This window comes from Massilibacillus massiliensis (assembly GCF_900086705.1).
Taxonomy (GTDB): domain Bacteria; phylum Bacillota; class Negativicutes; order FLKF01; family FLKF01; genus Massilibacillus; species Massilibacillus massiliensis.
The window spans coordinates 620,834-646,247 of the sequence record NZ_LT575483.1; the positions used below are offsets into that span (position 1 = coordinate 620,834).

Genomic DNA, 25,414 nt, shown 5'->3' on the forward strand with positions numbered 1-25,414 from the left:
ATGAAAAACATGTCTCAAAGTCTATTTCTTCTTGAAAAAACGACTGAACAAGGATTGACCGCCATCACGATTTATCTAAAAAAACATCTAAAGAAACAATTTTTTATAATTGATCACTGGGGTAAATACCACTATAGGCCAAATGCATTTGCTGAAGATACGATATCTCTTTCCTGCCCAACAAATGAAAATTTGACTAAAAATACATTTTACCAATCAGATAATAAAAGGTTAATATACAAAGTTGGTAAACACGATTTTTATTTATTTATTGTGATCAATTCAGTTACAAAAGAAGAAATTAATGCTATACAAGATTTATTGAAAAATACAAAACTGTCCTTATTATTTTGTTTAAATACAATGTCCGAGAGTCAGGCAAATTTCTCAAAAATTGAGAACGATCTAATGGAAATTCTCTTTGTCAAAAAGATTCAAAACTTTAATGACTTTCTCCCCTTTGGTCATTTCAATTTAAATAGCGATAAGCCTTACGTTATTCAATTAATCCATTTAGATAAAATGAATAGTTTCTTAAGAATACATGATGTAATTGACCATCTTGCAGAATATACAGAAAAAAATAAATTGCCATCCATGCGCGCAATTTATTGGCAAAATAATTTAGTGCATATCATCCCCGCTTTATACACCAGTGATACGTTTGAAATCTTAGAAGAATGGCCTGAAGTGAGAGTTTCAGAAACTTTCCGTAAATCAGCCGAGCAAAAATTTAATATAAAAATATCTATTGGTATTGGGCAAGTATATCCCTTGTGTGAGCTTTATAAAAGCTATAAAGAAGCACAAATTGCACTTCTTTTTAATTATCACTCGAATCAGTCGGGCTATGTGCAACGCTTTTGTGATTTAGGTATTTTTCGCCATATCTTCTCTCAGGACATAAATATAACCAAAAACTATGTATTACACAAATTAGGGCCTATTCTTGACTATGATAATCAAAAGCAATCTAATCTTTTAAGTACATTACAAATCTTAACTTCGAATGGTTTTAATTGGAAAGAAACTGCCGCAAATTGCAAAGTTCATGTCAATACAATCTATTATCGAGTGGAACGCATTGAAAAAATATTGCAGACAAAACTCAATACTGCAGAATCAAAATTTGATCTATTTGTGACTTTAAAATTATGGGATGTATTAAACTTATTAGAAATAATAGATGATGACTATGTTGGTTCCATTGGTAATCTGGAAGATACTCTTTTAAATTAAACAACATGCGACGTTGAGGTGAATACAATGAAAAATAACTCGATTGATGAAATTGGAATATTAGATAAATTACTAAATGAAGGGATCTCTAGTGTTGGATATGATTTCGAGAAAATAACTAAAAAAGAGATTGTTATGGGCAATCATTATGGGGAAATTTTTTATGCTTCACCAAACATCGATTGCAATCGCTTTAAAATTTTACTTTCAAAATTGCCTCCAATAAGCGAAACAGAATACTATTATCGTAAAAGAGATCATTTGCTTTTTTATCAATTGAGCAAACAAAAACAAAAATTTATTATTGCCTTAAACAATGTTAACCAAGAAGATATTTTATTATTTGTTGAAAAAATTCAGCTATTGAAATTGGCATTGAAAACATTTATGGATATACAATATCGTGCCCAGCAACATACGAAACAATTTGAAAAAAATTTTGTAGAAACATTGATAAAAAGCAGCGCAACAATTCATGATATCATCGGACTTAATAATATAGATTTAAAAACAGATCAACAGTATAGCATATTTTTAATTGTAGCAGATAGTCTTACAATTAATTTAGGGGAATTTACAAAATCTCTTTTTGAAACTTGTACTAGAATTGATTCGATAAAAATTTTTCCACCGATACTTTGGAATGATGCAATTGTCGTAATTATCCCAGCTGAACAGATGATTTCTGTAAAAAGTCAACAATCCGCATGTATGTGCATAGAAAAGGCACTTGATGACTGGAGAACAAAGTCGGAGGAAAAATTAAAACTACAAATCTCTTGTGGATTAGGACAATTCTATTTACTAACAGATCTTCATAAATCTTATATTGAAGCAAAAATAGCATTGGCATTCCCCCAACTCATGAAGAAAACAAGTACACTGCAAGCCTTTCATAATCTTGGAGTTTTTAGCATGATCTTTTCACAAGACATTCTCACCTTGAAAGACTACGCCTTAAAAACCTTAAATCCAATTATTGAGTATGATCGAACAACAAAAATGCAACTAGTTGATACACTTCGTATTTTATTAAATAATGACTTGAATTGGACACAGACGTCTAAACTCATGTTCGTTCATGTGAATACAATTCATTATCGTTATGATAAAATCGAAAAACTACTTCTGTTAGATTTATCAACGGGGAAAACTCGCGGTAATGTATTTGCTGCATTAAAAATTTGGGATGTATTAAATAAAATAGGTTTTATCGAAAAATAATGAAACTATATAAAAGCTCCTGCTTAACAGCAGGAGCTTTTATGATTGTATTTATATAAGGTTAGTAACTTCTTGCTGAATTTTTTTGAAATATTCCAATTATCCATCCTATAGACAAACCTACGAACATTGGAATTACCCAGCCCATTCCGATATCAAAAAAAGGTAAAAAAGTTTGATAGAAATTCAGAAAGATTTGAACCCCAGATTCCTCCTTAATAAAATTGGGCATTGCATTAAAAGCATCCGCAATACTGACAAATAACGTACAAACTGTAGTTGTTCTATATACAATTTGACGATGTTGAAACAACGGTGATAAAAAGGTAAGTACAATCAACATAATTGCTAATGGATACAAGAACATGAGGGCAGGAATTGACAAGACGATAATTTGCGTCAGGCCAGCATTTGCAATTATACAAGATACGATCGTAAATAAAATCACATAAGCCCGATACTCCATCAAACCAGGAAATATTTTTTGGAATGTTTCTGAACATGCAGTAATTAGGCCAATCGCCGTTTTTAAACAGGCGAGTGTCACAATAATAGCCAATAAAATACTTCCAGCTGAACCAAAATAGTATTTCGCAATCTGTGCCAATGCAATCCCACCATTTGCTGATGCTTGATATTGGCTAATGCTCGTAGCACCAATATACGCCAAACAACTATAAATAATCCCCATTAGAACAACGCTAACAATCCCAGCTTTTATCGTTCCCATTGCGATATTTCGTGGACTTTGCACGCCCAAATCTTTAATTGTCTGAACAACAATTATACCAAAAGCAAGCGATGCCAGCGCATCCATTGTATTATACCCTTCTGTAAATCCTTTGAAAAATGGTTCAGCAACGTACATTCCCTGAATTTCAGCTCCCGAAACAGTCCCCATCGGATTCAAAAAACTCATCCCAATTAAAAAAGCCAAAAATAACAAAAACAACGGATTTAGAATCTTACCAACCCAAGTTAAAATTTTACTCGGTTTTAATGAAAAAATGAGTGCGATAAGGAAAAATAAAATCGTAAAAACAGCTAACCCAAACATTTGATACTCTGCTGCAATATATGGAGCTAAACCAATTTCATAAGAAACTGTCCCTGTGCGCGGCAAGGCAAAAAATGGGCCGATTGTCAAATATAACAAGACGGTCATACTATATGCGAATACTGGATGAACACGGCTGGCTAAGCCAAATAATCCATCACTTTTAGATATACCGATTGCTACAACACCTAAAAAAGGCAGTCCAATACCAGTCACAAGAAATCCAATCGTAGCAGGCACAACATTACTGCCAGCCGCTTGCCCCATATGTACAGGAAAAATTAAATTTCCAGCACCAAAAAATAACCCAAATAACATAGAACCAATAAGTACATACGATGATAACGTCAATTTTTTGTCCATAAAATACCTCTAGCTAAAAATTTGATTATATAAAACCTTTGTTTAAAATATAACTTTTCAAACTATTTGATTATATAATGTTTATCTGTATTTATCAACAAAAGTGAATATTTCACACTCAAATACAATGTTTTTCGTCTACCTATTTATTACTGAATTCTATTGGGAGAGCCTTCCGATATTGTACATTTCTCTATAACATCCCTAAACAAAAAAATTAGACAATGTAAAAATGCTGCTTAATACAATGTACTAAGCAGCATTCCATGTTCAAAATATATTTTTAACTATTTGCCCCGATTGCAATACCAATTAATAAAGCACCAATTTCTCGTAAATTGTCCTCGTGTTTTTGCTTTTCTCGTTCTTGCCTTTCACGCCATTCTCTCTCATCTTCATTATGACGTCGTTTCATTTCACGTTCATGGCGATCATTTTCTTTTTTCATCCGCTCATCATGCTCAGCATGACGGTCACGATGATCTGGACGATGATCACCCTTGTAAAGTTTATGAGAATGATTATTATGTAATGGAGATGCCTCTATCACTGCCGCGCCAAACCCTACTTGCATAATGCCCACCATCGCCAAGACCGTGATTTTCTTACCTAAATTCTTCATCGCAAATTCCACCTCTTATGTATTATTAAAGCAAAGTTTTCGTCTTTCATTCATACCGAATCATCAAATTTTAATTTGTAATATTTCCCTTGCTTTTCTTTAATCAAAGTATAGTTAAATAATCTTAGAATTTGCTTTGAAAATACGTATTTTATTTTGCTATCATATAAAATCATAAAAAAGAACTGATTAGTGTATCACTAATCAGTTCTTTTTTATGCATATTGACCTTGTGTTATCTTTTCTTTTCCAGCTCTCACATAACCATAAAATTCTTCAACTTGTACCTCTACACCTGCGTTCTTAGCACAGTCAATAATAATTTCAATCTTGTGTTCTTCATTTCTTGCCGATTCTATCGTTTTCATCACATAGGCCTGTAAATTCCTATCAGTATCTAATTTTTCATAAAATCTTTCAATCATATGTACACGCTCTCCTCTTGTCAATTTAATAACGATTTATATTATTTAAAAGCTTAGTTATTATTTTACCACAAAGGAGTTCAATTTTCAGTATTTTTTCCAACTCCTATTATTTTTACAACATATTGATTAATAACATTACATTTAATATAGTTACAATACCTCCAATACTACATAAAATACATTTTTGAAACTTAGTATTTGCATACTTGCCCATCACATTCTTCGATGAGGTAAGATAAATTTGCAAAGCAATTGTCCATGGCAATTGCATACTCAATGCAATTTGTGAATAAACCAGCCCTTTAAATTGATCCTCAATAAAAAATAGAATAATTAAAGCCAATCCATACGTAAGAAAAACTCCATTCCATGAATGATGGTCTTTTATATTATAAGCTTCTTTAAACAAGCCAGCAAAAATACTTCCACCTGCCATACCAGCTGTAGTTGTCGATGCAATGCCAGCAAAAAGCAATCCTGCTGCAAAAATTAGAGAAGCGCCATCACCTAGTAGCGGTTTCAGCATCTCTTGTGCTTGCTGCAATTCTTCAACAACAATATGATTACTGAAAAAAACCGTCGCAGCAATCAAGATCATGGCACTATTGATTGCCCAGCCAATTCCCATCGATAATAAAGTATCTAAAAACTCATATTTTAGCTGCTTGTTAATGATCGATTCGTCTTCTAAATTCCATTGCCGACTCTGAATAATTTCCGAATGCAGAAATAAGTTATGTGGCATAACTACAGCTCCTAATACACTCATAACGACAGGTAAAGAACCTTCCGGCAATGCCGGAACAACCCATCCAATTGCAGCTTGCTGCCAATCAACCTGAACCAGACTTAGTTCAACTAAAAAGGATATACCGACCAATGATACAAAGCCAATAATTACTTTTTCTAATTTTTTATAAGAGTTTGACCACAACAGCCAACCACAAATAATCGCCGTTATGATATAGGCTATTTTAATTGGAATGTGAAATAATATAGAAATCGCAATCGCTCCACCCAAGATTTCAGCCAAAGCAGTCGCCACAGCTGCAGCAATTGCTGAAAATAGAAAACTCCGTGAAATCCAAGGTTTCAAATAGATTGTAGCCGCCTCAGATAAACACAATCCGGTAACAATTCCCAAATGAGCGACATTGTGCTGTAATATAATGAGCATGATCGTAGACAAAGTAACCATCCATAAAAGCTGATACCCATATTCAGCACCAGCCGCCATATTGGATGCCCAATTCCCAGGATCAATAAAGCCAACTGTAATAAGCAGACCTGGGCCAATATATTTAAGAAAATTACGAGCTTTTTCACTCGTCTTATGCGTTATTCTAAAGTATTGATTTACTGTATTTTTCATAAAACTCACTCCTTTAACTATATAAATTTACAAAATTTCTTACTAGGACTAATTACCTAATACGCTTATAATTGTAGATATTCAATCCGTATTGAATTATATTAATATCAAGCAAACTATATAATCTATCCATAGACTGATAGACCCATATAGAAAATAACACGCAAAACAAAGGGGACATTATTTTGTATCTATTCACAGAAGTTAAAGAAAAACGTAAGGAATTAGAAAAGTTGCGAATCGTTGCACAAGCAACTGAAATAACTTATCGCCAAAAAGGTGAGCTACATACAGCAGAACGTTTTAAAAAATTAGAAATTAAATTGGCGCAAGCATTTGAGTTGCTAAATCTAGATGATTTATAGCATTCACTATATTCTGAGCCCTCAAAACATGACACTAGCATTCATAACAAATTATTTTTTCATCGGTTTGCGAGATTGCGTTGTTATTGCCTAATTACTCAATATTTTTGGCTAAGAAAGATTGGATTTAAAATTACATTCTTTCTTAGCCTTGTTTTATTTATTGATATCATTTCCTCACAAAGAGTAAATATCCTGCCAAATTGCATGATAAAAATACGTAGGTCCAAATATGAAAACTCCGCGTAATAACCTTGATTGTACCAATTGGAATTTTATGTTACGATTATAAACAAACAATATAGCTACTTACATTTTATTAGCACAATGATTTTAAACGAAAGAGATGGAGTTAATTCTTATGGGAGAATCCTTAATTCATAGTATAACAATAATTTCTAAACATCCTACAAGCATCTTTGCCATGATTGGAATGGTCATCTTACTGGCGGCATTTTTTCATATAAAGAAAGTTACACTTCACACACGCATAATCGTTCATATTGCTTTGATGATAGCCTTAACCGTCATACTACATAATTTACGGCTATATCATATGCCACAAGGTGGCAGCATAACATTGGGAAGTATGATTCCTCTTTTATTCATTGCATTTCTTTATGGCCCTGCGATTGGCTATTTAGCCGGATTTCTTTATGGGCTTTTCAATTTGCTGCAAAATCCTTATCTTTTCCATCCTGTTCAAGTACTCTTTGATTACCCATTACCTTTCATGGCAATCGGATTGGCTGGATATTTTAAAAATCAAATCTTCCTTGGCGCTAGTATTGGTATTTTAGGAAGATTTATTTGTCATTTTATCTCTGGTGCGGTTTTCTTTGCAAACTATGCACCTCCAGGAACTTCACCTTATTGGTATGCTTTTGTCTTCAATATAACCTATCTCTTACCTGAGCTTATTTTGTGTCTGATAATCTTATATATCTTACCAACCAAGCGTTTATTATCGCAATTTAAGCATACACAGACCTCCTAAACTATATTTTTTCACTTATGTTTTAATCCTAAGTTATAACCATAAACCCCAAATCATAATTCTGCATAATACGATAAAAAAAGATCACTCTATAAGAGTGATCTTTTTTATGATCCACTTATGAACAAAATGAACTATTTATGTCAATAAATTTAGAAAATAGCTAAAATTGCCGTCCCGTTGCAATTCTGAACATAGTTTCTTTACAACTTGTCCATAAAAATTCGCTCAAAGAACAGGATACAATTTATGAAAAAATTACAATGCACTACAATTCATCACGCTTCCAAACAATTATTCCCATTGATCGTATTTATTCTTTTTATTTTTACAAGTTGGTCTATCTATATTTTATCTTTGGATGGGCACATAAAAAATACATTTCCATTTATTTATCAAATTCTGCACATTGGGCTTGATAAATTATTACTTATGGCGTTACCAAGTTATCTTTATTTAACCTACTTTGAAAAGACAAATTGCCTGCTCTTTCTTAAACTCAATCATAAAATAACAACAGGCTTGAGATACACCATCCTAAGTATTTTATTCTTGACACTGCTCGCCTTTCACAATCAGTATCAGCTTTTAAATTACATAAAATTCACACCTAAATTATCGCTTTATCTTTGGATCGATGCGATCCTCCTCGCTGCAATTATGGATGAAATTATATTTAGGGGAATCATTTTACAAACCTTGGCATCACATATGTCCTTTACAAAAGCAACTTTTTTCAGCACTTGCTTCTTTGTTTTCATTCATTTTCCCCGTTGGTATAACCTTGGACATTTTTCTGACTATACAATTATCGGTAATATCAATTTTATCTTTTGCTTTGGTATTTTGATGGGATATATTTTAAAAAAATCAAACTCACTTTGGCCTTGCATCCTCATTCATTTTGTAAACAACTTTATAAGCAACGCGTTAAACTTATAAAAACAAAACACCATTCCAAATTATTAATTTAAAATCACTATTAATTCATAATTTATTTTAAGAAAAAATAAATTTTATATTTTCTTGCAGGAAAGTATTGATAAATGACGTAATATAATATTATATTTTATATTTTAATAACTAAAAGGAGCTGTGTTTTATGAAAAAGCTATTCAAATGTAGTGTGTGTAATTTTATCTATGAAGGAGAAAATGCTCCGGATGTCTGTCCTAAATGCGGACAACCGCATGAGAAATTTGCTGAATTATCATCTGAAAATGCTCAAAAAGTTTATAATTCCGAAGCAACCAACGATATTCAAATGGAAATCATCTCCTTACTTAACAAGGTCATCAATTTATCCAAAGAAGGTATTGATTTAAATCTTGATCCAGCTTGTGTTAGCGCATTTCAAAAGGCGGTTACTGCAAGTTATACGATGAAACAAAATTTCAAAGCCGAAATCGAAAATCACATCGGAAAAGGAAAATGGTAAAATAAATCAAATAAACTCCCGCAATTTGATCAAAATCAAATTGCGGGAGTTTTCTTTTATACGTTATACATTAACTTTACTTATGCATTAGCTGCTGGTGGAACAAAAACTCTGCTGCTAAGTTCATTATCTAAATACAGCAAATCAATGCCACTGTCACCAATTAATTTCATCTTACCGATAACTTCAGACGCACTTGCTTCTTCTTCCATTTGTTCTGTAATATACCATTGTAAGAAAATTTGTGCAGCAAAATCATTTTCCTCAACTGCAACTTTATATAATTTGTGAATGGCTCCGGTAATTTCCTGCTCATGTTTTAAAACTTGTTCAAAAGTCTCTAGTGGTGAACCAAAGTCAACAGGCGGTGCATCAACACTCGGCATAACAACCTGCCCTTCACGACTATTCATATAATCATATAATTTTAATGCATGGAAGGTCTCTTCCTCATATTGAACTTTTAGCCAATGTGCAATGCCTTTAAGATTTTTTCCTTCCATATAGGCAGACATTGATAAGTACAAATTCGCAGAATAAAATTCTAATTTAATTTGTTCATTAATTGCGTCTTGCATTTTCTTACTAATCATAGCTAAACATCTCCCTTTATCATTTAGAAGTCTAACATTTCAACTATTTTATTATATCCAAAAATTTAATAAAATAATGGATAATGTTTATTACTATAATATCATTTTTAATTAATTATGCAAGGGGAATTCTGCGAATTTATTTTAAATTTTATGATTTATAACTTTAAAATACAATCTTTAAAATCTATTCATCAAAAATTCTTATTTTCTACCCCAGACTAAAATCACCTCTACGTTATTCTAACGTACATCATTTGATTTTTTTTGTAAAAAATATGGACTTGGTAATATATGCGCAAAATTTCACTCCGTTCGTATAGCTCCACATGAAAACAATTCTGCAAAACGGACATACTATACACAGAAAAATAGTGAAATGGAGTGATCGTATGTATCCGAAATATTCATCATTTGGCACCAAGACACAATCCACTAAAATTCCCATTGCCTTTCAGCCGCAGCAACAGATTCGTCAACCTGGATCAGAATATACAATGTCGCCTCGCCCAATTTCGGAAAATAAAAATTATATTGGAAGCGAAAAATTAAAAGGGAAAGTAGCATTGATAACAGGCGGCGATAGTGGTATCGGAAGAGCCGTTGCCTATGCATTTGCTAAAGAAAAAGCATCGATTGCGATTTCCTACCTCAATGAGCATCATGACGCCGAAGAAACTGCATCCAGAATAAAAAAATTCGGTGGAAAATTTATCCTACTGCCGGGTGATTTGCGCAATGAATCACACTCCTGTGAAATTGTAAAAAAAGTGAGAAAAAATTTCGGCAATATAGATATTTTAGTTAACAATCACGCGGTTCAATTTCCCAAAACCTCGATTCTGGATATAACCGCGGAACAACTTGATACTACCTTTAGAACGAATATCTATCCTTTTTTTTATTTAACCAAAGCCGTTCTTCCTTACATGAAACCATACAGTTCTATCATAAATACAGCCTCGATCACGGCCTATGTTGGAAACAAAGATTTAATTGATTATTCTGCTACAAAGGGTGCTATTGTAAGCTTTACTCGCTCGCTATCTCTATCACTGGCAGAAAAACAAATTCGCGTCAATGCTGTCGCCCCCGGACCAATCTGGACACCACTCATACCAGCTTCTTTTTCAACTAAAAAGATAAGCGAATTTGGTAATAATACCCCAATGAAGCGTGCAGGACAGCCTTTTGAATTGGCTCCAGCTTATGTATATCTAGCCAGTGATGACTCCGTATACGTATCAGGACAAGTCCTCCATATCAATGGCGGCATCATTACAGTCTCTTAATCACAATCACCACTTCTACATTTAAGCCCCACTTAACGATCGGTATGCTTTTTCTTATACCACAGATATCCACCATAAGCGGCTATTGAAATCAATATCACCACCATAAGTCGATTTGAATTTTCATGATAAGAAGCCAAATCGTGTCCAAGCGTCACTTCAATCAAAGCGGATGGGAATTTTCCTATTAAAGTTGCTAAAATATAATCTTTTAAACTAATATCACTCAGCGCCCCTAATGCTGTAATAAGACCAGATGGAATAAAAGGAATGCTGCGTGCAATCACCATAATCTGAAAACCTTTTTTCCCGCTGAATTCATTTACTCTTTGCAGTGCATTACTACGCTCAATAACACGTTTCGCATAATCACGGAAAAAATATCGCAAAAAAATAAAACTAATAACGACTCCTACTACTTCTGCCAGCCATGATATAATGGTCCCCTCTACAATTCCAAAAATAATACCGTTGGCCGCTAAAATAAAAATATTCGGCAACACTGCTACACTATTAATAAATACAACGATAAAAAAGCTAACAACTGCCGCATAAGGACCAAAAGAACGAATATAATCGATACTCGCTCCTAAATCTCCAGACATAAGCAATTGAATCATTTTACGTAATGGTTCCGGATTTAACCAATAAACAGACAAAATAACTGCTGCAAATACAAGTAATATGATCATACGAGTTCTATTTTGAAAACTACTCATGTATTAACCAATCCCATCCTCTTAAAATGTAACAAAAACTTTTTATATTTAGAATTCACTGTTTGTATTTTAATTATCCCTCAAATATGAAGATCCTGCAATATATAAAGAATAAACATTCCTTATATAAACAAAAATTGATTCCTTTTCTAGGTTAATCTTGAATACATCACCTGTTTGGTATAAGATAAAAGAGAAATTATTTAAGCTAAAATAACAAACATACTATTTTATATAAATAATATAGTTTATCATTTGAACAGGCAATCAAAATAAATAAGTGCATTGCATATTCTTATCTTATTTTAGCACATGCTTTATATCTAGAAGGGAGCTGCATTTTCTTTGCATTTATTTACAAAACGCACCATATTCGGTATAGTATCAGCCATTATTCTTTTTCTTTTTATCGGCTTTTATATCACTTTGACCTATTTTCAAGGGATCCCCGTCTTAAACTATCACCAAATCAACAATTTAGATCATAATCCACTGACATTAAGCGACAGTGAATTTGAGGCACAAATCAAATACCTAGCTGAGGAAGGTTATACGACGATCACCCCTGAACAACTGTCTGATTATTTAGCAACGGGGAAAGAGCTTCCCCCGAATCCCATTCTAATCACCTTTGACGATGGATACAAGGACAATTTCCAAGTGGCGTATCCTATTTTACAAAAATATGATTTCACTGCTACTATATTTCTGATCTCTGACTTCGTTGGCACATATGATCGATATTTAACTTGGAATCAAGTAAAAGAGATGTCTGCCAATGGTTTTTCTTTTCAAAGTCATACTTTAAGTCATATTCCCTTAACACAATGCTCCGATACCGAACTGCAGAATCAACTGGCAAAATCAAAAGAAGCACTCGAATGGCATCTCAGCAAAAAAATTGAATATATCGCTTATCCTTGCGGCAGTTACGATCAAAGAGTCATTGATGCGGTAAAGCAAGCCGGTTACCGCGGCGCTTTCACAATTAACCTTGGACGTGATACATCAAATTCTGCAGCATATTATTTGAATCGTATTCCTATCTTCGGCGGAAGTTCTCATACCTTTGCACGATTTTGGCTAAGATTAAAATTTACGCAAGTTTTTAACTCTATGCAAAATTTAAAGATCTTTTTGCACCAGAAGGGAGTTACCTCTTTATCTGAACTGATTTATATTCCATAGCTCAATAAACCCTATATTTTTAACCTAAAAAAAGCCTATGAATCTCACATCTTTGAATTCATAGGCTTTTTCTCTGAATTTTTTTCTTTCATATGCCAATCAACTATTATTTTTCATTTTTCAATCCCAAGCACAGCTTCCCTAAAAAATTAAATGATCGATAGATTCTACAAACCCCAAATACTTTTACTTATGATAAATCCTATCCATGTAGAAAAGAAACCTCCGAATAAATTCAACCCAACATTATAAAATGCGTGCAACATATCAGCTTCTTCCAATAAACGAAGCGATTCATAGCTAAAAGAAGAAAATGTCGTAAGCCCACCTAAACATCCTACAGCAACAAATAACCGCCAATAAGGGCTTATATTACATCGTTCATTCGCAAATGCCATGAACATACCAATCAAAAAGCAACCAGCAATATTTACAATGAGGGTTCCGCCTGGAAATCCCGTTCCAAATCGCGCAACAAACCAATTGGACACCAAATAACGGCCGACAGAACCAATTGCACCTCCAACAGCCACTAAGACAACACCTAGCATTCTACTTTGCATCTCCCTTATCCCTGAATAAATCTTCTATTATTATATATCGTTCACGCATCAAAAAAAAGCTCTCACCAGCAAAAACTGCTGATAAGAGCCATAAATGTTATGTATAATTAAATTTTAAACTTCCCAACTTCATCTTGTAATTCCATGGCAAGTTTAGATAAAGATTGACTTGCTGATGCGATCTCTTCCATAGATGCTGACTGTTCTTCAGTCGCAGCAGATACAGATTGTGCCTCACTTGAAGCTCCTTTACTTAATTGATCAATCTTTCTTACTGCTTCAACGATCCTTTGACTGCCCTCAGCCATATGTTCAATCGCTTGAGACATTTCCTTTACCTGACTAGATACTTGATTTACACTACCTGCGATATCTTGGAATGCTTTTCCTGATTCATTGACAACTTCTGCACCAATTTTTACTTCTCTTGTACCTTCATCCATAGCAACAACGGCTTTTTCCGTTTCGCCTTGTATCTCACCAATTAATTCGGCAATTTGTTTCGCTGCCTCTTGTGATTGTTCTGCTAATTTGCGCACTTCTTCCGCAACAACAGCAAAACCACGCCCTTGTTCACCAGCACGCGCAGCTTCAATGGCAGCATTCAATGCTAATAAATTTGTCTGACCAGCAATCCCAGAAATTGTATCAACAATCTGTCCAATTTCTCTCGATCTTTCGCCTAAATTCATAACAACCTGCGCAGAAGAAATTACAGTTTGTTCAATAGATTTCATTTGACTTACAGATTTTTCAACTGCCGTATTTCCTTTTGTCGCCTCTTCTTCTGCTTTTACAGCTCGATCTGCGACTTCAGTAGCATTTGCAGAAATTTGTTGTATACTTGCAGAGATTTGCTCTACTGCCTCTGATGTATGATCTGCTGATTTTAATTGTTCTTCAGCGCCTTTTGCCACTTCAGTGATTGAAATCGCAATTTGATTAGACGCTTGTGCCGACTGATCCGCACTTGCAGTCAATTCTTCTGAAGCTGCCGCTAGTTGCTCTGAGGAGCTGTTTACATGTTTCATCAGTGCACGCAAACTATCTCGCATCGTTGCCATAGCATCCGCTAATTGACCAATTTCATCTCTTCTTCTTATACTACGAGGTTTATCTCTAAAATCTCCTCCAGCCAATTCCTTGCAAACTGTTACCATAATGTTTAACGGCGTTACAACCTTCTTCGTTATATAAAGCCCACTTGCCCCTAATATAACAAAAGCAAGAAAAATAACAATCCCTGTAACTCTTGTTGCTTGTTCAGCGGTTTCCTTATCTTCATTTTTCATTTGTTCTGATATTTCAGCATAATAATCCGAAAACTCTTTCAGATTTGCACTAAACTCAATCGACAATGGAAGTACTTTACTCGAATACAGTTGATACGCTTCCGCATTTTTATTTTGATCAACTAACGCAAGAACAGGCCCCCGTTCTTTACGATATTTCTCTTTCGCATCTTTAATTTTATTTACAATTGCTTGTCCTTTTGCATCCAATTGCTCTTTTTCCAATTTCTCAAATACGACGTTCGTATTATTTACCTTTTCATCAATATACTTTTTTAAATACTGATTTCTACTATGATCTGTATTGATTGTCAGTTCCAGCATCGCTTCACCTACAAGTGCCACATCAGCTCTGACCTCATTCACTTCTCTTACTGGAATTAATCTCTTTTCATACATCACATGAATACTCTCATTGGCTTTTTGAAGATTATAGTATCCCATGCCACCGACAAAAATTACAACTAAAAATGCAGCCAAAATTAAACATCCAATTTTTAAATTTACTTTAAGATCATCAAAAAAATTCATACTATTCTCCTTCTCCAAATCAATTCGTCTTTTTTGAGAATTTGTGATATTTATCCTTTAAATGCAAAAACTATTTATTCATCTCCTTTTTTTCTTAATTATTTCATTAAAACTTCATTTTTCTATTGACTTTTTTTCATCTTTATTGTTTTAGTATACTCTTCTTTCATTATAAGTGCAACTATTCCAAATTAGATGTATTTCACTATAGGTGAAATACATCTAATTTTAAACACATCTATAATTCTATTAAGGGGGAATTTATCATATGAAAATTAGTTACGATGAGCGTTATCGACAAATCGCCAAATGGATCATTTATTATCGAAAAATTAAAGGACTTACGCAGGAAACACTTTCTGCAAAAGTCGGCATTAGCAAAAGTTATCTAAGCAAAATTGAGGCGCCAAATTCTACGAAAGCATATTCACTCGACGTTTTATTTGCCATCGCAGATGCATTAGATATAGACGTAATAAGATTTTTTCTTCCGTATGAAAAATCAGAATTGCACAAATTGCAATTCATATGTGACTGCTCCGTCATTTTTGCGCACAACAAAAAACCTCTGTGAAAATCACAGAGGATATTACTCATATATGGTGCGGGTGAAGGGACTTGAACCCCCACGGTTACCCGCCAGATCCTAAGTCTGGTGCGTCTGCCAATTCCGCCACACCCGCATGTGCAGAAGTATTTCATAAGCTTGCTTAATAATTATAGCAAAATAATAACGAAACATCAAATATTTTCGTATGTTATTAATTTCCAATTGTTCATGTCATAGATCACTCGCTTACTATTTACATATTTTTCGCATTGTGAAAATACACCCTCCAAACGCAAGTACTATGTAAATAAATAAAATACATAACGAAGCCATCGATCCAGTCTGCCCACTGCCAATGGTACGCAGCAAAGCACTCGTATGCGTCAGCGGCAAGCTTTCAATAACAACTTTAAAGATGATTGGCAACTTATCCGGTGAAAAAAAAGTACCGCACAAAAAAGACATTGGCAATAAGATATAAGTATTTACGCTTCCCATATCTTCATGTGAATCAATGAGCATTGCTGCAATAAATCCAAATGCCGAAAAAATCACACAATTTATAATTAATATACTGAAAAAAAAGAAATCCATATGAAAATGTGCGCCAAATGCATATGCCATAATCATAATAATGATAGAAGACAAAATACCACGCAATGTTCCAGCAGCGATTTTCCCAATAATAAAAGCCAATGGTTTAACCGGAGCCACAAGATATTCTTCAAGACTTTTATGATACATCCGCGCAGTATGTAAAGACGGTCCAACACTGTTGAAACTGATATTCATCGAATTCAAAGCAAGAATACCAGGCACTAAAAAATCTAAATAACTTCCTCCGATATAGGTTTCTGGAATACTCCTGCCTAACCCCCAGCCAAAAGCAACTAAATAAAGCATTGGAGCAATCATACGACTTAATAAAAATTTTATTAAACGCCGTTTCAATACAATCCAATCACGCCAAAACACCGTCATAATATCATAAAACATCAGCTGTTCACCTTTCTTCCAGTCAACTCAACAAAAACATCTTCTAAATTTGAGTGTCGTATCGTCGCTGTAGTATGGATTGAACCGGCGAAAGCAGCCGCTTTTTCTCGTGTAGGGAAAAAATTATATTCCCTACCTAATTTTCCTTCCCACTCCACCACATAACTGCCTGCCTTTTTGCATAAATTCTCTGGTTTATCCAATGCGATGAGACTTCCTTTTTCCATAATTGCTACACGCTGACAAAGCTGCTCTGCTTCCTCAATATAATGCGTAGTCAAAAGTACTGTAATATCGTCATTATGCATACGACGAATTAAATCCCATAATCGGCGTCTAACTTGCGGATCAAGTGCAACTGTTGGTTCGTCCAACAATAAAATTTTTGGTTTATGCATTAATGCCCGCGCGATTAATAAACGCCGTTTCATTCCCCCCGACAGCTCCTGTACACGATCATGAATTCTCTCACTTAATTCCACATACGCTAATAAAGAAAGTATCCTTTCCTTACGTTCACGCTCTGGCATGTGATGTAAACGTCCATGTAGTTCAAGGTTCTCTCCCACCGTTAAATCCTGATCTAAATTGACATGCTGCGGAACAATACCAATCATGGCTTTTATTTTTTCTTCTTCCTGTTGAACATGTAACCCATGAATTATAATATCGCCAGAAGATGGTTTCGTTAACATCGACAACATACGAATTGTCGTCGTTTTACCTGCTCCATTAGGTCCTAGCAAACCAAATATCTCACCTTCTTTTATTTCTAAATTTAATTGATTTACTGCAATTCGTTGACCAAAAACTTTTACTAACTCTTTCATCTTTATCACTTTAGTCACTCCAAAAATAAAATTCACTTGTTTTTATTAATTTCCAAGTTGTAATATCCATATTTTCATAACAATAACGTGAATTTTCAAAAACATGATCCACCTATTCAACTTAAACAGACAAAAAAAACATGTTTCTAAATTTAGAAACATGGCTACGTAAATACGTAACAAGGCAAATATATGAGCAATGTATCCTTGCCAAAGCTAAAAAGCAAAGAAACTTTTATTAAAACAACAAAAACCTCTTTCTGCAAAAGAGGTTCTATGGTTTATAAAATCAATCCAAAAAATCTCAAAATTTATACAGTCCACATAATAGATTGCTTTATGAATCGCCTCCCCATCGCTCGCAGGTCAATCGGTGATTGTTAATTAGGCAGTTCTCCTGGCTTTAGTTCATCGCAGCTCCAAACCTTCCCAAAATAAGCATTTCAGTGGTATATATAGAAGCAACTCACTATTACAGTGGCGGGACCGCGTTGGCATTACACCAAACTTCCCTATTAAGTCTTTAGACACCTAACTCGTTTTATTCGATTTTGGTTCATTCTATCACTACAACACTTTCCTGTCAATATCATGGTCTTAATGTTTTTCATAATTTTCTAACAAATACTAATTTTTTCTGCAAATTTTAATAAAACTGCACACTAAACCTAAAAATACAGCCCTGCAATAAAAGAACTATAAAAAAAGAATTATTACATAGATTTGTAATAATTCTTATACATTCAGAGCCAAATTTTCTAATAATTTATGCTTGACTACAACATCAACAATATTTGCATCAAATTGCGTTCCACGATTATATTTTAATTGTTCAATTGCCTCAATCGCTTTTATTTTAGAACGATAAGCACGCTGACTCGTCATCGCATCGAAGGCATCTGCAATCGCAACAATACGCGATGCCAAAGAAATTTCTTCACCCTTTAATCCATCTGGATATCCTCTGCCATCCATCCGTTCATGATGATGACGAACAATATCTGATATCGGTTTTAAAACTCTTACTTTGTTCACAATTTGATAACCGATGACTGGATGTTTCTTCATAACCTCATATTCTTGGTCGTCCAATTTTCCTGGTTTATTTAAAATGCAATCAGGAATACCGATTTTCCCAATATCATGAAGATGGGCTCCAATATGAATTCTAAGTTGCTCACTTTCTGATAAAAATAAAATTTTGGCAATTGCTAAAGAAACTTCAGCGACTCGTTCTGAATGGCCGCAGGTATATGCACTCTTTGCATCTAACGTAGTTCCCAAAGCATCAACAATTTCATGTAAGTCTGTTGCTAAAAGAATTCGATTCATAAATCCCCTTATGCGTAACCTCGCTATCTGTAAAGTAATTAATTCTTATCCTTCGTTGTTTCTGAGCAATGACAATTACAGCTACCACAGCTACTTGTCGTACAGCAATCACTTTCTCCTTTTGTAAACTTTCTAATAATTTTTTTCATTCCTAAAATAAATACAAAACCAATAACAGCTGCAATAACCGCTGTCGAAATTGTTCCTATAGCCATATTTCCCATCCTCCTTTAAACATTGAATAGAGATTCAAAGCGAATCATCTTCCAAATATACGGTAGATGATTCGCTTTTTCATCTTAAGCGCCAAAACCTAATAATTTTCCAACTTGATATACAATTAATGAAACAACCCATGCCACCGCAAATGTATAACCAGCGGAGAATAGCATCCACTTCCAAGAGGAAAACTCTTTTTTAATCGTTCCAAGTGCAGTCATACATGGTGTATAAAGTGCAATGAAAATCATAAACGCATATGCAGAAAGTGCTGAAAAAGCTACGCCGATTGAATCTTGCATTTGCTGTGCTGCTTCAGTTGCTTCTTCTGCCACTTCCGCTACACCATATAATACGCCCATTGTAGAAACAACCGCTTCTTTGGCCAAAATGCCTGTAAGAACAGCCGCACCTGATTCCCAAGTAGCAAACCCATGGAAAATAAAGAGATTTGAAATTGCAGCCCCAATAGAAGCTAAGAAACTTTCTTCCATTTCAGCCGAGCCGCCAAAATTATAACTGCTTAAGAACCAAATAACAATGGACATCGCAAAAATAATTGTACCAGCTTTAATTAAGAACCCTTTTCCTTTATCCCATGTTTCTAATAAAACAGTTTCCATATCCGGAAATCTATATGGTGGTAATTCCAACAAGAACGTACTATCTTCACTCTTAAACGTAGTTGAATTTAAAACCTTTGCCATAACAATTGCCAAAATAACCCCTGCAACATAAATTGAAAAAACTACATTTGTTGCATTTTCCGGGAAAAAGATCGCTGCAAATAATGCCATAACAGGAAGTTTAGCACCGCAAGTTAAAAATGGCGTAACGAGCATAGCAATGCGTCTGTCCTTTTCTGAATCTAAAGCTCTTGCGCCCATAATCGCCGGAACTGCACAACCAAATCCCATAATCAATGGCATAACGCCTTTGCCTGTAAGACCTGCCCGGCGCATAACCGGATCCATAATAAACGCAACCCGTGCCATATACCCTGTCCCGTCCAAGAAGCTTAAGCAGAAAAACAAGGTAAAGATTAATGGAACGAAAGTTAACACCCCACCAACACCGGCAATTACACCATCAAGAATCATTGATTGCAACCAATCAGCAACTTCCAATCCTGCAAGTGTCTCTTCTGTCCAAGGTGTAAGAGTCTCACCAATAAATTCATCAATAAAATCAGCCATCGGTTGACCAATCCATGAAAATGTAATTTCAAATACACTATAAATGATTGCTAATAGAATTGGTAAAGCCAAAAAACCATTGGCTAAAATATGATCAATTTTCTCAGTTGTAGAGGTACTTGCACCACTTTTTTCAACGGTCTCTGCAATAATTTGGTCAATTAATGCATAACGAAGTGCAATTACTTCTTCTTCGACTTTATCTTTATTCTTCGTTTCACGATTCAGTTCTTTCACCTTTGCAATATGTGCTTGAATTAAAGGACTGATCTTATAATTTTTTAATGCCTCTTCTGTAAAAACATCCATCAAATTTTTGATGCTCTTATTATCTTTGGCAACGGTTTCTACCACCGGCATACCAAATTGCTGCTCTAATTCCTTTACATGGATCTTAAGTCCACGTTTTTTTGCATCATCCATCATATTTAAATTAAGAATAACCGGAATACCAAGTTCAAGTAATTGTAATGTTAAAAATAAATTACGTTCGAGATTTGATGCATCTAATACATTGACTACAATATCCGGTTTATCATTCAATAAATAATCAATTACAATTTGTTCCTCTGCAGAACGCGCATTAATACTATACGTGCCGGGTAAATCAATCACAGAAATTGCACGATCATTATGATTTAAATACCCTACTTTTTTATCAACTGTTACACCCGGCCAATTCCCAATCTTTTGTCTTGCGCCAGTTAAAGCGTTAAATATCGTCGTTTTCCCCGTATTGGGATTTCCAGTTAAAGCAACCGAAAGCGTTGCCATTATACATCAACTCCTAAATATAAAATCAGATCACACTTACCTTAATCTTTTCAGCATCTGCTACACGTAATGCCAGATTATATGAACGTACTGAAACCGCCATAGGATCACCTAACGGTGCCGAACGTAATACTTTGACTGTTGTTCCCTTAATCAATCCCATGCTCATCAATCGGGATTTAATCTTAGAATTCTCCAGTCCTTCAATTCTTACAGTCGCACCCGGCTGTACTTCACTTAATGACATTTTATCGCTCAAATCATTGCTCACATTGGATTCAGCCAATTCTACTTTAGCTTCACTTAAAGCCATCTCATAATGCCTCCATTCAAAAACTCAATTATACCTGATTTTGATTTTCATTATCGGATTCTCATACTTTATCATAAGATATGTATATAGGTTTGTCAAGATTATTGATAATGGTATTCAATCTAAAACAAAAATAAAGATAGGTAAATACTGCACGCATACAATATCTTCCTATCTTTAATTCATCTTCTGATCGCACTTGGTACAAAAACCTCTTGCCCCTGTTGATTTTTGTAGATTTCCGCACTTACACCAAACACTTTTTCCAACATTTCAGCCGTAATTACCGCTTGTGGTTTCCCTTGTGCAAAAACACGTCCTTCTTTCAATACAATAATTTCATCCGAAAATTTCATTGCATGCTGAATATCATGTAATACCATGATCACTGACATATCATTTCTGTCATTTAATTCCGATACAAGCTCCAGAATTTCTAATTGATGCGCAATATCTAAATACGTAGTAGGTTCATCTAGCAATAAAAGCTTCGGATTCTGTGCAAGAGCCATAGCAATCCAAGCTCTTTGCCGTTCTCCTCCGGATAGATGCCGAACAAAGCGACTACGAAATTGTTCCATTCCAGTCTTTTTCAACGCTAAATTTATACACGCTGCATCTTCTTTAAGGTTGCCTCTCCACCACGTCCGATGAGGAAATCGACCATACTCGACCAATTCACCCACAGTTAAATCCTTTGGTGTTTCAGACCCCTGCGGCAAGATAGCCAGCTGTTTCGCTAAAGTAGCTCTAGAGATGTTTTTTAACTCTTTATCATCCAGCTGAACCGTACCAGAAGTATAGCGTAGCAAACCTGCTAACACCTTTAACAAGGTGCTTTTCCCGGATCCGTTCGGACCGATAATGACTGTCCTTTTTGCTCTTTCAATCGTAAGACTAATATCTTTTAAGATGACTTTATCATGTAACTTCACCGTAATATGATCTGCTGATATCATAGCCATTATAACTCCCTCCTTAGTAAAAAGAGGAAAAACGGTGCGCCTAAAAATGCCATAATAATACCTACAGGCAATTCAACTGGTGAAAACACAATACGCGCAAAGGTATCACTAAATGTAACTACGGCAATTCCCAATAACGCAGCAGCAGGTAATAAAAACCTATAATCTGATCCAATGATAAGCCGCGCCGCATGTGGTACAATCAGACCGACAAAGCCAAGTAAACCGACAACACTGACTGCACTCGCAGCAAGCAATGCAGCAAGTGCAGTCATGATAATCCGAGTCAACTCCACCTGAATTCCCAAACCTTTTGCAATTTCATCCCCTAGTTGTAAAATATTTAAATGTTTTGCACCTAAAAAAGCCAATGTCACTCCGACAATCGTATAAGGCCAAATGATATCCACATGAGGCCAGCTGCGGGCAGCCAGCCCTCCAACCATCCACATGAGTGCTCCATGTACGCGATCACTGTAAAAAATCATAAGCGCAGAAATTCCAGACCCCAAAAATGCCGAAACTGCCACCCCGGCTAAAATTACTCTAACGGGACGAATGCCCCCCTTCCAAGCCAAAACATAGATACAACTTGCCGCCGCCATTGCACCAAAAAAAGCAACCGGCGTAATCAGATACTCTAATGCTGGATATAAAATCATAATCACAATACCGGCCAGCCCCGCACCAGATGAAATTCCAATAATATGCGGATCTGCTAAAGGATTTTTCATGATCGCCTGTAAGATCGCTCCGGAAATTGATAAATGAACCCCCACCAGAGCAGCAACAATCGTTCTTGGCAAACGAATATTTAAAATAATTTGATCTTTCGAACTTGTCCCATTCTCCATTAAAATATGCCATATATCCGAATAGCCAATATGCACAGATCCTTTGAATAAACTAACCAAACAACCGCAAACAGCCAAAATGGCAAATACGATTAAGATCAGTATCCGCCATTTTTTTATTTCCATTCCAAATTTTATATCTTTACGTACAGCTACATCATCTTCCATCATTTAATACCTCTGGATATACCAGCTTTGCCATTAATTCTATTGCTTCAGGATATCTAAGCCCAGGATTTAATAGAAACAAATCCTGCGGTAAAAAATAAACTTTATTTTTTTTCACTGCATTTAAGGAACTCCAAGCAGGATTGCTTTCAATATCAGAAAGCATACGTTTTCTGATATCCTCCAGTTTTCCCATTGTAACAATAAAAATGATCTCCGGGTCATTTTCCACCAGTTTTTCTAAACTATACGGCGTAGAATCAGGATCTTGCTCCAATGCTTTACTGCCCGATGCAATGTTATGAAACCCAAGTGTTTTTGCCGCTGTCCCCGCAATACTGCCTTCCAGCTCAACAGTTACACTCTTTGCTGTACTATGCAGAATTGCTATTTTTTTAGCTTCCTTAGGGATTTTATCCGTTACATTTTGCACTTTTTGATTCATCGACTGCATCAAAGCTTTGCCTTTTTGAGTTTCGCCGGATATTTGAGAAAACAAATTAATTTTATCAAGAACATCTTGATAGGTTTTCATCTTAAGCACAATCACAGGAATATGGTTCGTTTCCAGAATCGGCAAAAATTTATCATGCATACCTTCATAGGCAATCACCAAATCTGGTTGAAGCGATATTACCTTTTCAATATTAATGTTATACACTGCACCAACTTCCTCAAGATCTTGTGCAGATACGGGTATGCTGTTTTTTGAACTAGGTCTTGCAATAAGCTTTGCATCTACAGCACCCAATAGTTCTAAAAAAGATGGTGATAATGCAATAATTTTTTCGGGTTTGTGTGTTAAGTTCACAGTCCTGTCTAAATCATCTTTTATCGTTAAATAAACGCTCTCTTCCTGATTCGCACTGTCCTTCTCCGCATTTGAACAAGCAGCCACATTCACAGCACATACAACCAACAAAAGAAACATACATATCTGTTTTAACTTTAACATTTTATCTTCCTCTAAAATTTCTATACTCGACTATCTGCGGCGCGCCAAGATCGTAGATAAATAATTTACCTTTTCATGCTTTGCAGCTTCTAAATCACGAATAATCAGCTCATCTTCTAAGCCGCATCTACTGATCATAACAGCTTTATCGGCAAGTTCGTTTTCTGTAAGCACATCAACCATTTCCGGGAAATTTTTATAAACTTTCATCATGACAACATTGTCAGTCACCGCAATTACTTGTTTAACTTTTTCTTCTGGTGCGGTTGCTGGAATAATACTTAAAATATCATTGCCTTCTACTAATGGATAGCCTAATTTGCTACCAATTGCGCAGAAAGCAGGAATGCCTGGAATCGTCTCAATCGTATAACCACAATTTTCCAACAATCTAAATACATAAATATAAGTACTGTAAAACATCGGATCGCCCAAAGTTAAAAATGCAACCTTCTTACCGGCCTTTAATAAAGCTAGAATTTCATTCTTATTCTCTTCCCAAACTTCTGGAGATTGTTCAAAATTAACCACCATAGGAAAGACTTGTTTGACAATTTCTACATCATCTTTTAAATAAGGTCTAGCAATAGAAAGTGCTAAACTATCTTCTTTCTTCTCCGTTTTCGGTGCAATAATAACATCTACTTCACGTATTGCATGAATTGCTTTTACTGTCAATAATTCCGGATCTCCAGGACCTACACCAATACCATAAAATATACCTGCCATAACTTCCTCCTAAGGTGTTAATACCATTAAATTATTTTAGCACTACAAGTCTGACACCTGCGGTACCAATTTCTCTTGTTCACAATGTAAATTTTACTTCTATGCTGTTTCTGTAAAACTCCATTATATTAAATACTATATAAAATAAAAAATACCTGTTTTTATTCATTGTTTTATAAAATAAACGGAAAATAAGAGTTAAAAAGCCAGCTTAGACTTTTAACTCTTATTCCCTAAAAAAATTTTACCG

At 34.9% G+C, this 25,414-nt stretch carries 27 protein-coding genes, 1 tRNA gene and 1 riboswitch; of the genes, 9 read left to right on the forward strand and 19 right to left on the reverse strand.

The features are described 5' to 3' along the window. Positions 1-1,239: a PucR family transcriptional regulator gene (locus BN6559_RS03335; protein WP_110953426.1), complete on the forward strand. Its 1,239-nt coding sequence runs from the start codon at positions 1-3 to the stop codon at positions 1,237-1,239. A 27-nt stretch (positions 1,240-1,266) separates the two neighbouring features. Beyond that, positions 1,267-2,463: a PucR family transcriptional regulator gene (locus tag BN6559_RS03340; RefSeq protein WP_110953427.1), complete on the forward strand. Its 1,197-nt coding sequence runs from the start codon at positions 1,267-1,269 to the stop codon at positions 2,461-2,463. 61 nt (positions 2,464-2,524) lie between these two features. Here BN6559_RS03340 and brnQ read toward each other — a convergent pair whose 3' ends face one another. The 4 genes from brnQ to BN6559_RS03360 form a co-directional block, all read right to left on the reverse strand. Further along, positions 2,525-3,883: a branched-chain amino acid transport system II carrier protein gene (gene brnQ, locus BN6559_RS03345; protein WP_110953428.1), complete on the reverse strand. Its 1,359-nt coding sequence runs from the start codon at positions 3,881-3,883 to the stop codon at positions 2,525-2,527. 283 nt (positions 3,884-4,166) lie between these two features. Further along, positions 4,167-4,505, reverse strand: a complete 339-nt coding sequence (locus tag BN6559_RS03350) for a hypothetical protein (protein ID WP_110953429.1) — start codon at positions 4,503-4,505, stop codon at positions 4,167-4,169. Positions 4,506-4,720: 215 nt separating this feature from the next. After that, on the reverse strand, positions 4,721-4,930 hold the full coding sequence (locus BN6559_RS03355) for a hypothetical protein (RefSeq protein WP_110953430.1): 210 nt from the start codon (positions 4,928-4,930) through the stop codon (positions 4,721-4,723). Between the two features lie 115 nt (positions 4,931-5,045). Next, positions 5,046-6,305, reverse strand: a complete 1,260-nt coding sequence (locus BN6559_RS03360) for an Nramp family divalent metal transporter (RefSeq protein ID WP_110953431.1) — start codon at positions 6,303-6,305, stop codon at positions 5,046-5,048. A gap of 185 nt (positions 6,306-6,490) precedes the next feature. On the opposite strand from BN6559_RS03360, the gene BN6559_RS03365 reads away from it, so the two are divergent. From BN6559_RS03365 to BN6559_RS03380, 4 genes are all read left to right on the forward strand, one after another. Then, on the forward strand, positions 6,491-6,670 hold the full coding sequence (locus BN6559_RS03365; protein WP_110953432.1) for a hypothetical protein: 180 nt from the start codon (positions 6,491-6,493) through the stop codon (positions 6,668-6,670). Positions 6,671-7,031: 361 nt separating this feature from the next. Next, positions 7,032-7,667 (forward strand): energy-coupled thiamine transporter ThiT, encoded by a 636-nt coding sequence (gene thiT / locus BN6559_RS03370; RefSeq protein WP_199883713.1) that lies wholly within the window; start codon positions 7,032-7,034, stop codon positions 7,665-7,667. 249 nt (positions 7,668-7,916) lie between these two features. Beyond that, positions 7,917-8,609 (forward strand): CPBP family intramembrane glutamic endopeptidase, encoded by a 693-nt coding sequence (locus tag BN6559_RS03375; protein ID WP_110953434.1) that lies wholly within the window; start codon positions 7,917-7,919, stop codon positions 8,607-8,609. A gap of 160 nt (positions 8,610-8,769) precedes the next feature. Next, a complete protein-coding gene (locus BN6559_RS03380; protein ID WP_110953435.1) occupies positions 8,770-9,105 on the forward strand; it encodes a rubredoxin-like domain-containing protein in 336 nt (111 codons plus the stop codon). 80 nt (positions 9,106-9,185) lie between these two features. Here BN6559_RS03380 and BN6559_RS03385 read toward each other — a convergent pair whose 3' ends face one another. Beyond that, the gene (locus BN6559_RS03385; protein ID WP_110953436.1) at positions 9,186-9,698 is read right to left on the reverse strand and encodes a ferritin; all 513 of its coding nucleotides are present in this window, start codon (positions 9,696-9,698) and stop codon (positions 9,186-9,188) included. 392 nt (positions 9,699-10,090) lie between these two features. Between BN6559_RS03385 and BN6559_RS03390 the strand changes: the two genes are divergently transcribed. Continuing rightward, positions 10,091-10,990 carry an SDR family oxidoreductase gene (locus BN6559_RS03390; RefSeq protein ID WP_110953437.1) on the forward strand — a complete coding sequence of 300 codons (900 nt, stop codon included), beginning with the start codon at positions 10,091-10,093 and terminating at the stop codon, positions 10,988-10,990. A 32-nt stretch (positions 10,991-11,022) separates the two neighbouring features. Here the strand turns inward: BN6559_RS03390 and BN6559_RS03395 are convergent, their stop codons facing one another. Further along, positions 11,023-11,709, reverse strand: a complete 687-nt coding sequence (locus tag BN6559_RS03395; protein WP_110953438.1) for a TVP38/TMEM64 family protein — start codon at positions 11,707-11,709, stop codon at positions 11,023-11,025. 345 nt (positions 11,710-12,054) lie between these two features. Here BN6559_RS03395 and BN6559_RS03400 point away from each other — a divergent pair, with 345 nt between their 5' ends. After that, a complete protein-coding gene (locus BN6559_RS03400) occupies positions 12,055-12,897 on the forward strand; it encodes a polysaccharide deacetylase family protein (protein WP_110953439.1) in 843 nt (280 codons plus the stop codon). Between the two features lie 167 nt (positions 12,898-13,064). Here the strand turns inward: BN6559_RS03400 and crcB are convergent, their stop codons facing one another. Then, complete coding sequence (gene crcB, locus BN6559_RS03405; protein ID WP_199883714.1) at positions 13,065-13,460, reverse strand: fluoride efflux transporter CrcB; 396 nt, start codon at positions 13,458-13,460, stop codon at positions 13,065-13,067. Positions 13,461-13,567: 107 nt separating this feature from the next. Next, the gene (locus BN6559_RS03410) at positions 13,568-15,283 is read right to left on the reverse strand and encodes a methyl-accepting chemotaxis protein (protein ID WP_110953441.1); all 1,716 of its coding nucleotides are present in this window, start codon (positions 15,281-15,283) and stop codon (positions 13,568-13,570) included. A 268-nt stretch (positions 15,284-15,551) separates the two neighbouring features. Here BN6559_RS03410 and BN6559_RS03415 point away from each other — a divergent pair, with 268 nt between their 5' ends. Continuing rightward, on the forward strand, positions 15,552-15,857 hold the full coding sequence (locus tag BN6559_RS03415; protein WP_110953442.1) for a helix-turn-helix domain-containing protein: 306 nt from the start codon (positions 15,552-15,554) through the stop codon (positions 15,855-15,857). 26 nt (positions 15,858-15,883) lie between these two features. Here BN6559_RS03415 and BN6559_RS03420 read toward each other — a convergent pair. The 11 genes from BN6559_RS03420 to cobI form a co-directional block, all read right to left on the reverse strand. After that, positions 15,884-15,966: transfer RNA gene (locus tag BN6559_RS03420), tRNA-Leu, on the reverse strand. A 116-nt stretch (positions 15,967-16,082) separates the two neighbouring features. Next, positions 16,083-16,829 (reverse strand): ABC transporter permease, encoded by a 747-nt coding sequence (locus BN6559_RS03425; RefSeq protein WP_110953443.1) that lies wholly within the window; start codon positions 16,827-16,829, stop codon positions 16,083-16,085. Then, on the reverse strand, positions 16,829-17,668 hold the full coding sequence (locus BN6559_RS03430) for an ABC transporter ATP-binding protein (protein ID WP_199883715.1): 840 nt from the start codon (positions 17,666-17,668) through the stop codon (positions 16,829-16,831). Before BN6559_RS03430 ends, BN6559_RS03425 begins: the two co-directional genes overlap by 1 nt. A gap of 361 nt (positions 17,669-18,029) precedes the next feature. Further along, a riboswitch (cobalamin riboswitch) is annotated at positions 18,030-18,209 on the reverse strand. A gap of 185 nt (positions 18,210-18,394) precedes the next feature. Next, a complete protein-coding gene (locus tag BN6559_RS03435) occupies positions 18,395-18,991 on the reverse strand; it encodes an HD-GYP domain-containing protein (protein WP_110953444.1) in 597 nt (198 codons plus the stop codon). Between the two features lie 38 nt (positions 18,992-19,029). Continuing rightward, complete coding sequence (locus BN6559_RS19155) at positions 19,030-19,206, reverse strand: hypothetical protein (RefSeq protein WP_199883716.1); 177 nt, start codon at positions 19,204-19,206, stop codon at positions 19,030-19,032. 84 nt (positions 19,207-19,290) lie between these two features. After that, positions 19,291-21,180 carry a ferrous iron transport protein B gene (gene feoB, locus BN6559_RS03440; RefSeq protein WP_110953445.1) on the reverse strand — a complete coding sequence of 630 codons (1,890 nt, stop codon included), beginning with the start codon at positions 21,178-21,180 and terminating at the stop codon, positions 19,291-19,293. Between the two features lie 25 nt (positions 21,181-21,205). After that, positions 21,206-21,427, reverse strand: coding sequence for a FeoA family protein (locus BN6559_RS03445; protein ID WP_110956256.1), 222 nt, complete (start codon positions 21,425-21,427; stop codon positions 21,206-21,208). A 248-nt stretch (positions 21,428-21,675) separates the two neighbouring features. Beyond that, the gene (locus BN6559_RS03450; RefSeq protein WP_110953446.1) at positions 21,676-22,458 is read right to left on the reverse strand and encodes an ABC transporter ATP-binding protein; all 783 of its coding nucleotides are present in this window, start codon (positions 22,456-22,458) and stop codon (positions 21,676-21,678) included. Beyond that, positions 22,458-23,480, reverse strand: coding sequence for a FecCD family ABC transporter permease (locus tag BN6559_RS03455; protein ID WP_110956257.1), 1,023 nt, complete (start codon positions 23,478-23,480; stop codon positions 22,458-22,460). Before BN6559_RS03455 ends, BN6559_RS03450 begins: the two co-directional genes overlap by 1 nt. Further along, entirely contained in the window at positions 23,470-24,435 is a 966-nt protein-coding gene (locus tag BN6559_RS03460; protein WP_110953447.1) for an ABC transporter substrate-binding protein, read from the reverse strand. The genes BN6559_RS03455 and BN6559_RS03460 overlap by 11 nt, the downstream gene beginning before the upstream one ends. A gap of 30 nt (positions 24,436-24,465) precedes the next feature. Then, positions 24,466-25,164, reverse strand: coding sequence for a precorrin-2 C(20)-methyltransferase (gene cobI, locus BN6559_RS03465; RefSeq protein WP_110953448.1), 699 nt, complete (start codon positions 25,162-25,164; stop codon positions 24,466-24,468). Positions 25,165-25,414 lie beyond the last annotated feature (250 nt).

Bases quoted from the DNA above. Each gene is read 5' to 3' on its own strand.
- BN6559_RS03375 (WP_110953434.1), top strand. From the start codon at position 7,917: ATGAAAAAATTACAATGCACTACAATTCATCACGCTTCCAAACAATTA.
- feoB (WP_110953445.1), bottom strand. From the start codon at position 21,180: ATGGCAACGCTTTCGGTTGCTTTAACTGGAAATCCCAATACGGGGAAA.
- brnQ (WP_110953428.1), bottom strand. From the start codon at position 3,883: ATGGACAAAAAATTGACGTTATCATCGTATGTACTTATTGGTTCTATG.
- crcB (WP_199883714.1), bottom strand. From the start codon at position 13,460: ATGCAAAGTAGAATGCTAGGTGTTGTCTTAGTGGCTGTTGGAGGTGCA.
- BN6559_RS03415 (WP_110953442.1), top strand. From the start codon at position 15,552: ATGAAAATTAGTTACGATGAGCGTTATCGACAAATCGCCAAATGGATC.
- BN6559_RS03390 (WP_110953437.1), top strand. From the start codon at position 10,091: ATGTATCCGAAATATTCATCATTTGGCACCAAGACACAATCCACTAAA.
- BN6559_RS03460 (WP_110953447.1), bottom strand. From the start codon at position 24,435: ATGTTAAAGTTAAAACAGATATGTATGTTTCTTTTGTTGGTTGTATGT.
- BN6559_RS03425 (WP_110953443.1), bottom strand. From the start codon at position 16,829: ATGTTTTATGATATTATGACGGTGTTTTGGCGTGATTGGATTGTATTG.
- thiT (WP_199883713.1), top strand. From the start codon at position 7,032: ATGGGAGAATCCTTAATTCATAGTATAACAATAATTTCTAAACATCCT.
- BN6559_RS03355 (WP_110953430.1), bottom strand. From the start codon at position 4,930: ATGATTGAAAGATTTTATGAAAAATTAGATACTGATAGGAATTTACAG.
- BN6559_RS03445 (WP_110956256.1), bottom strand. From the start codon at position 21,427: ATGTCATTAAGTGAAGTACAGCCGGGTGCGACTGTAAGAATTGAAGGA.
- BN6559_RS03395 (WP_110953438.1), bottom strand. From the start codon at position 11,709: ATGAGTAGTTTTCAAAATAGAACTCGTATGATCATATTACTTGTATTT.
- BN6559_RS03410 (WP_110953441.1), bottom strand. From the start codon at position 15,283: ATGAATTTTTTTGATGATCTTAAAGTAAATTTAAAAATTGGATGTTTA.
- BN6559_RS19155 (WP_199883716.1), bottom strand. From the start codon at position 19,206: ATGGCTATAGGAACAATTTCGACAGCGGTTATTGCAGCTGTTATTGGT.
- BN6559_RS03335 (WP_110953426.1), top strand. From the start codon at position 1: ATGAAAAACATGTCTCAAAGTCTATTTCTTCTTGAAAAAACGACTGAA.
- BN6559_RS03340 (WP_110953427.1), top strand. From the start codon at position 1,267: ATGAAAAATAACTCGATTGATGAAATTGGAATATTAGATAAATTACTA.
- BN6559_RS03450 (WP_110953446.1), bottom strand. From the start codon at position 22,458: ATGGCTATGATATCAGCAGATCATATTACGGTGAAGTTACATGATAAA.
- BN6559_RS03350 (WP_110953429.1), bottom strand. From the start codon at position 4,505: ATGAAGAATTTAGGTAAGAAAATCACGGTCTTGGCGATGGTGGGCATT.
- BN6559_RS03435 (WP_110953444.1), bottom strand. From the start codon at position 18,991: ATGAATCGAATTCTTTTAGCAACAGACTTACATGAAATTGTTGATGCT.
- BN6559_RS03360 (WP_110953431.1), bottom strand. From the start codon at position 6,305: ATGAAAAATACAGTAAATCAATACTTTAGAATAACGCATAAGACGAGT.
- BN6559_RS03385 (WP_110953436.1), bottom strand. From the start codon at position 9,698: ATGATTAGTAAGAAAATGCAAGACGCAATTAATGAACAAATTAAATTA.
- BN6559_RS03455 (WP_110956257.1), bottom strand. From the start codon at position 23,480: ATGGAAGATGATGTAGCTGTACGTAAAGATATAAAATTTGGAATGGAA.
- BN6559_RS03380 (WP_110953435.1), top strand. From the start codon at position 8,770: ATGAAAAAGCTATTCAAATGTAGTGTGTGTAATTTTATCTATGAAGGA.
- cobI (WP_110953448.1), bottom strand. From the start codon at position 25,164: ATGGCAGGTATATTTTATGGTATTGGTGTAGGTCCTGGAGATCCGGAA.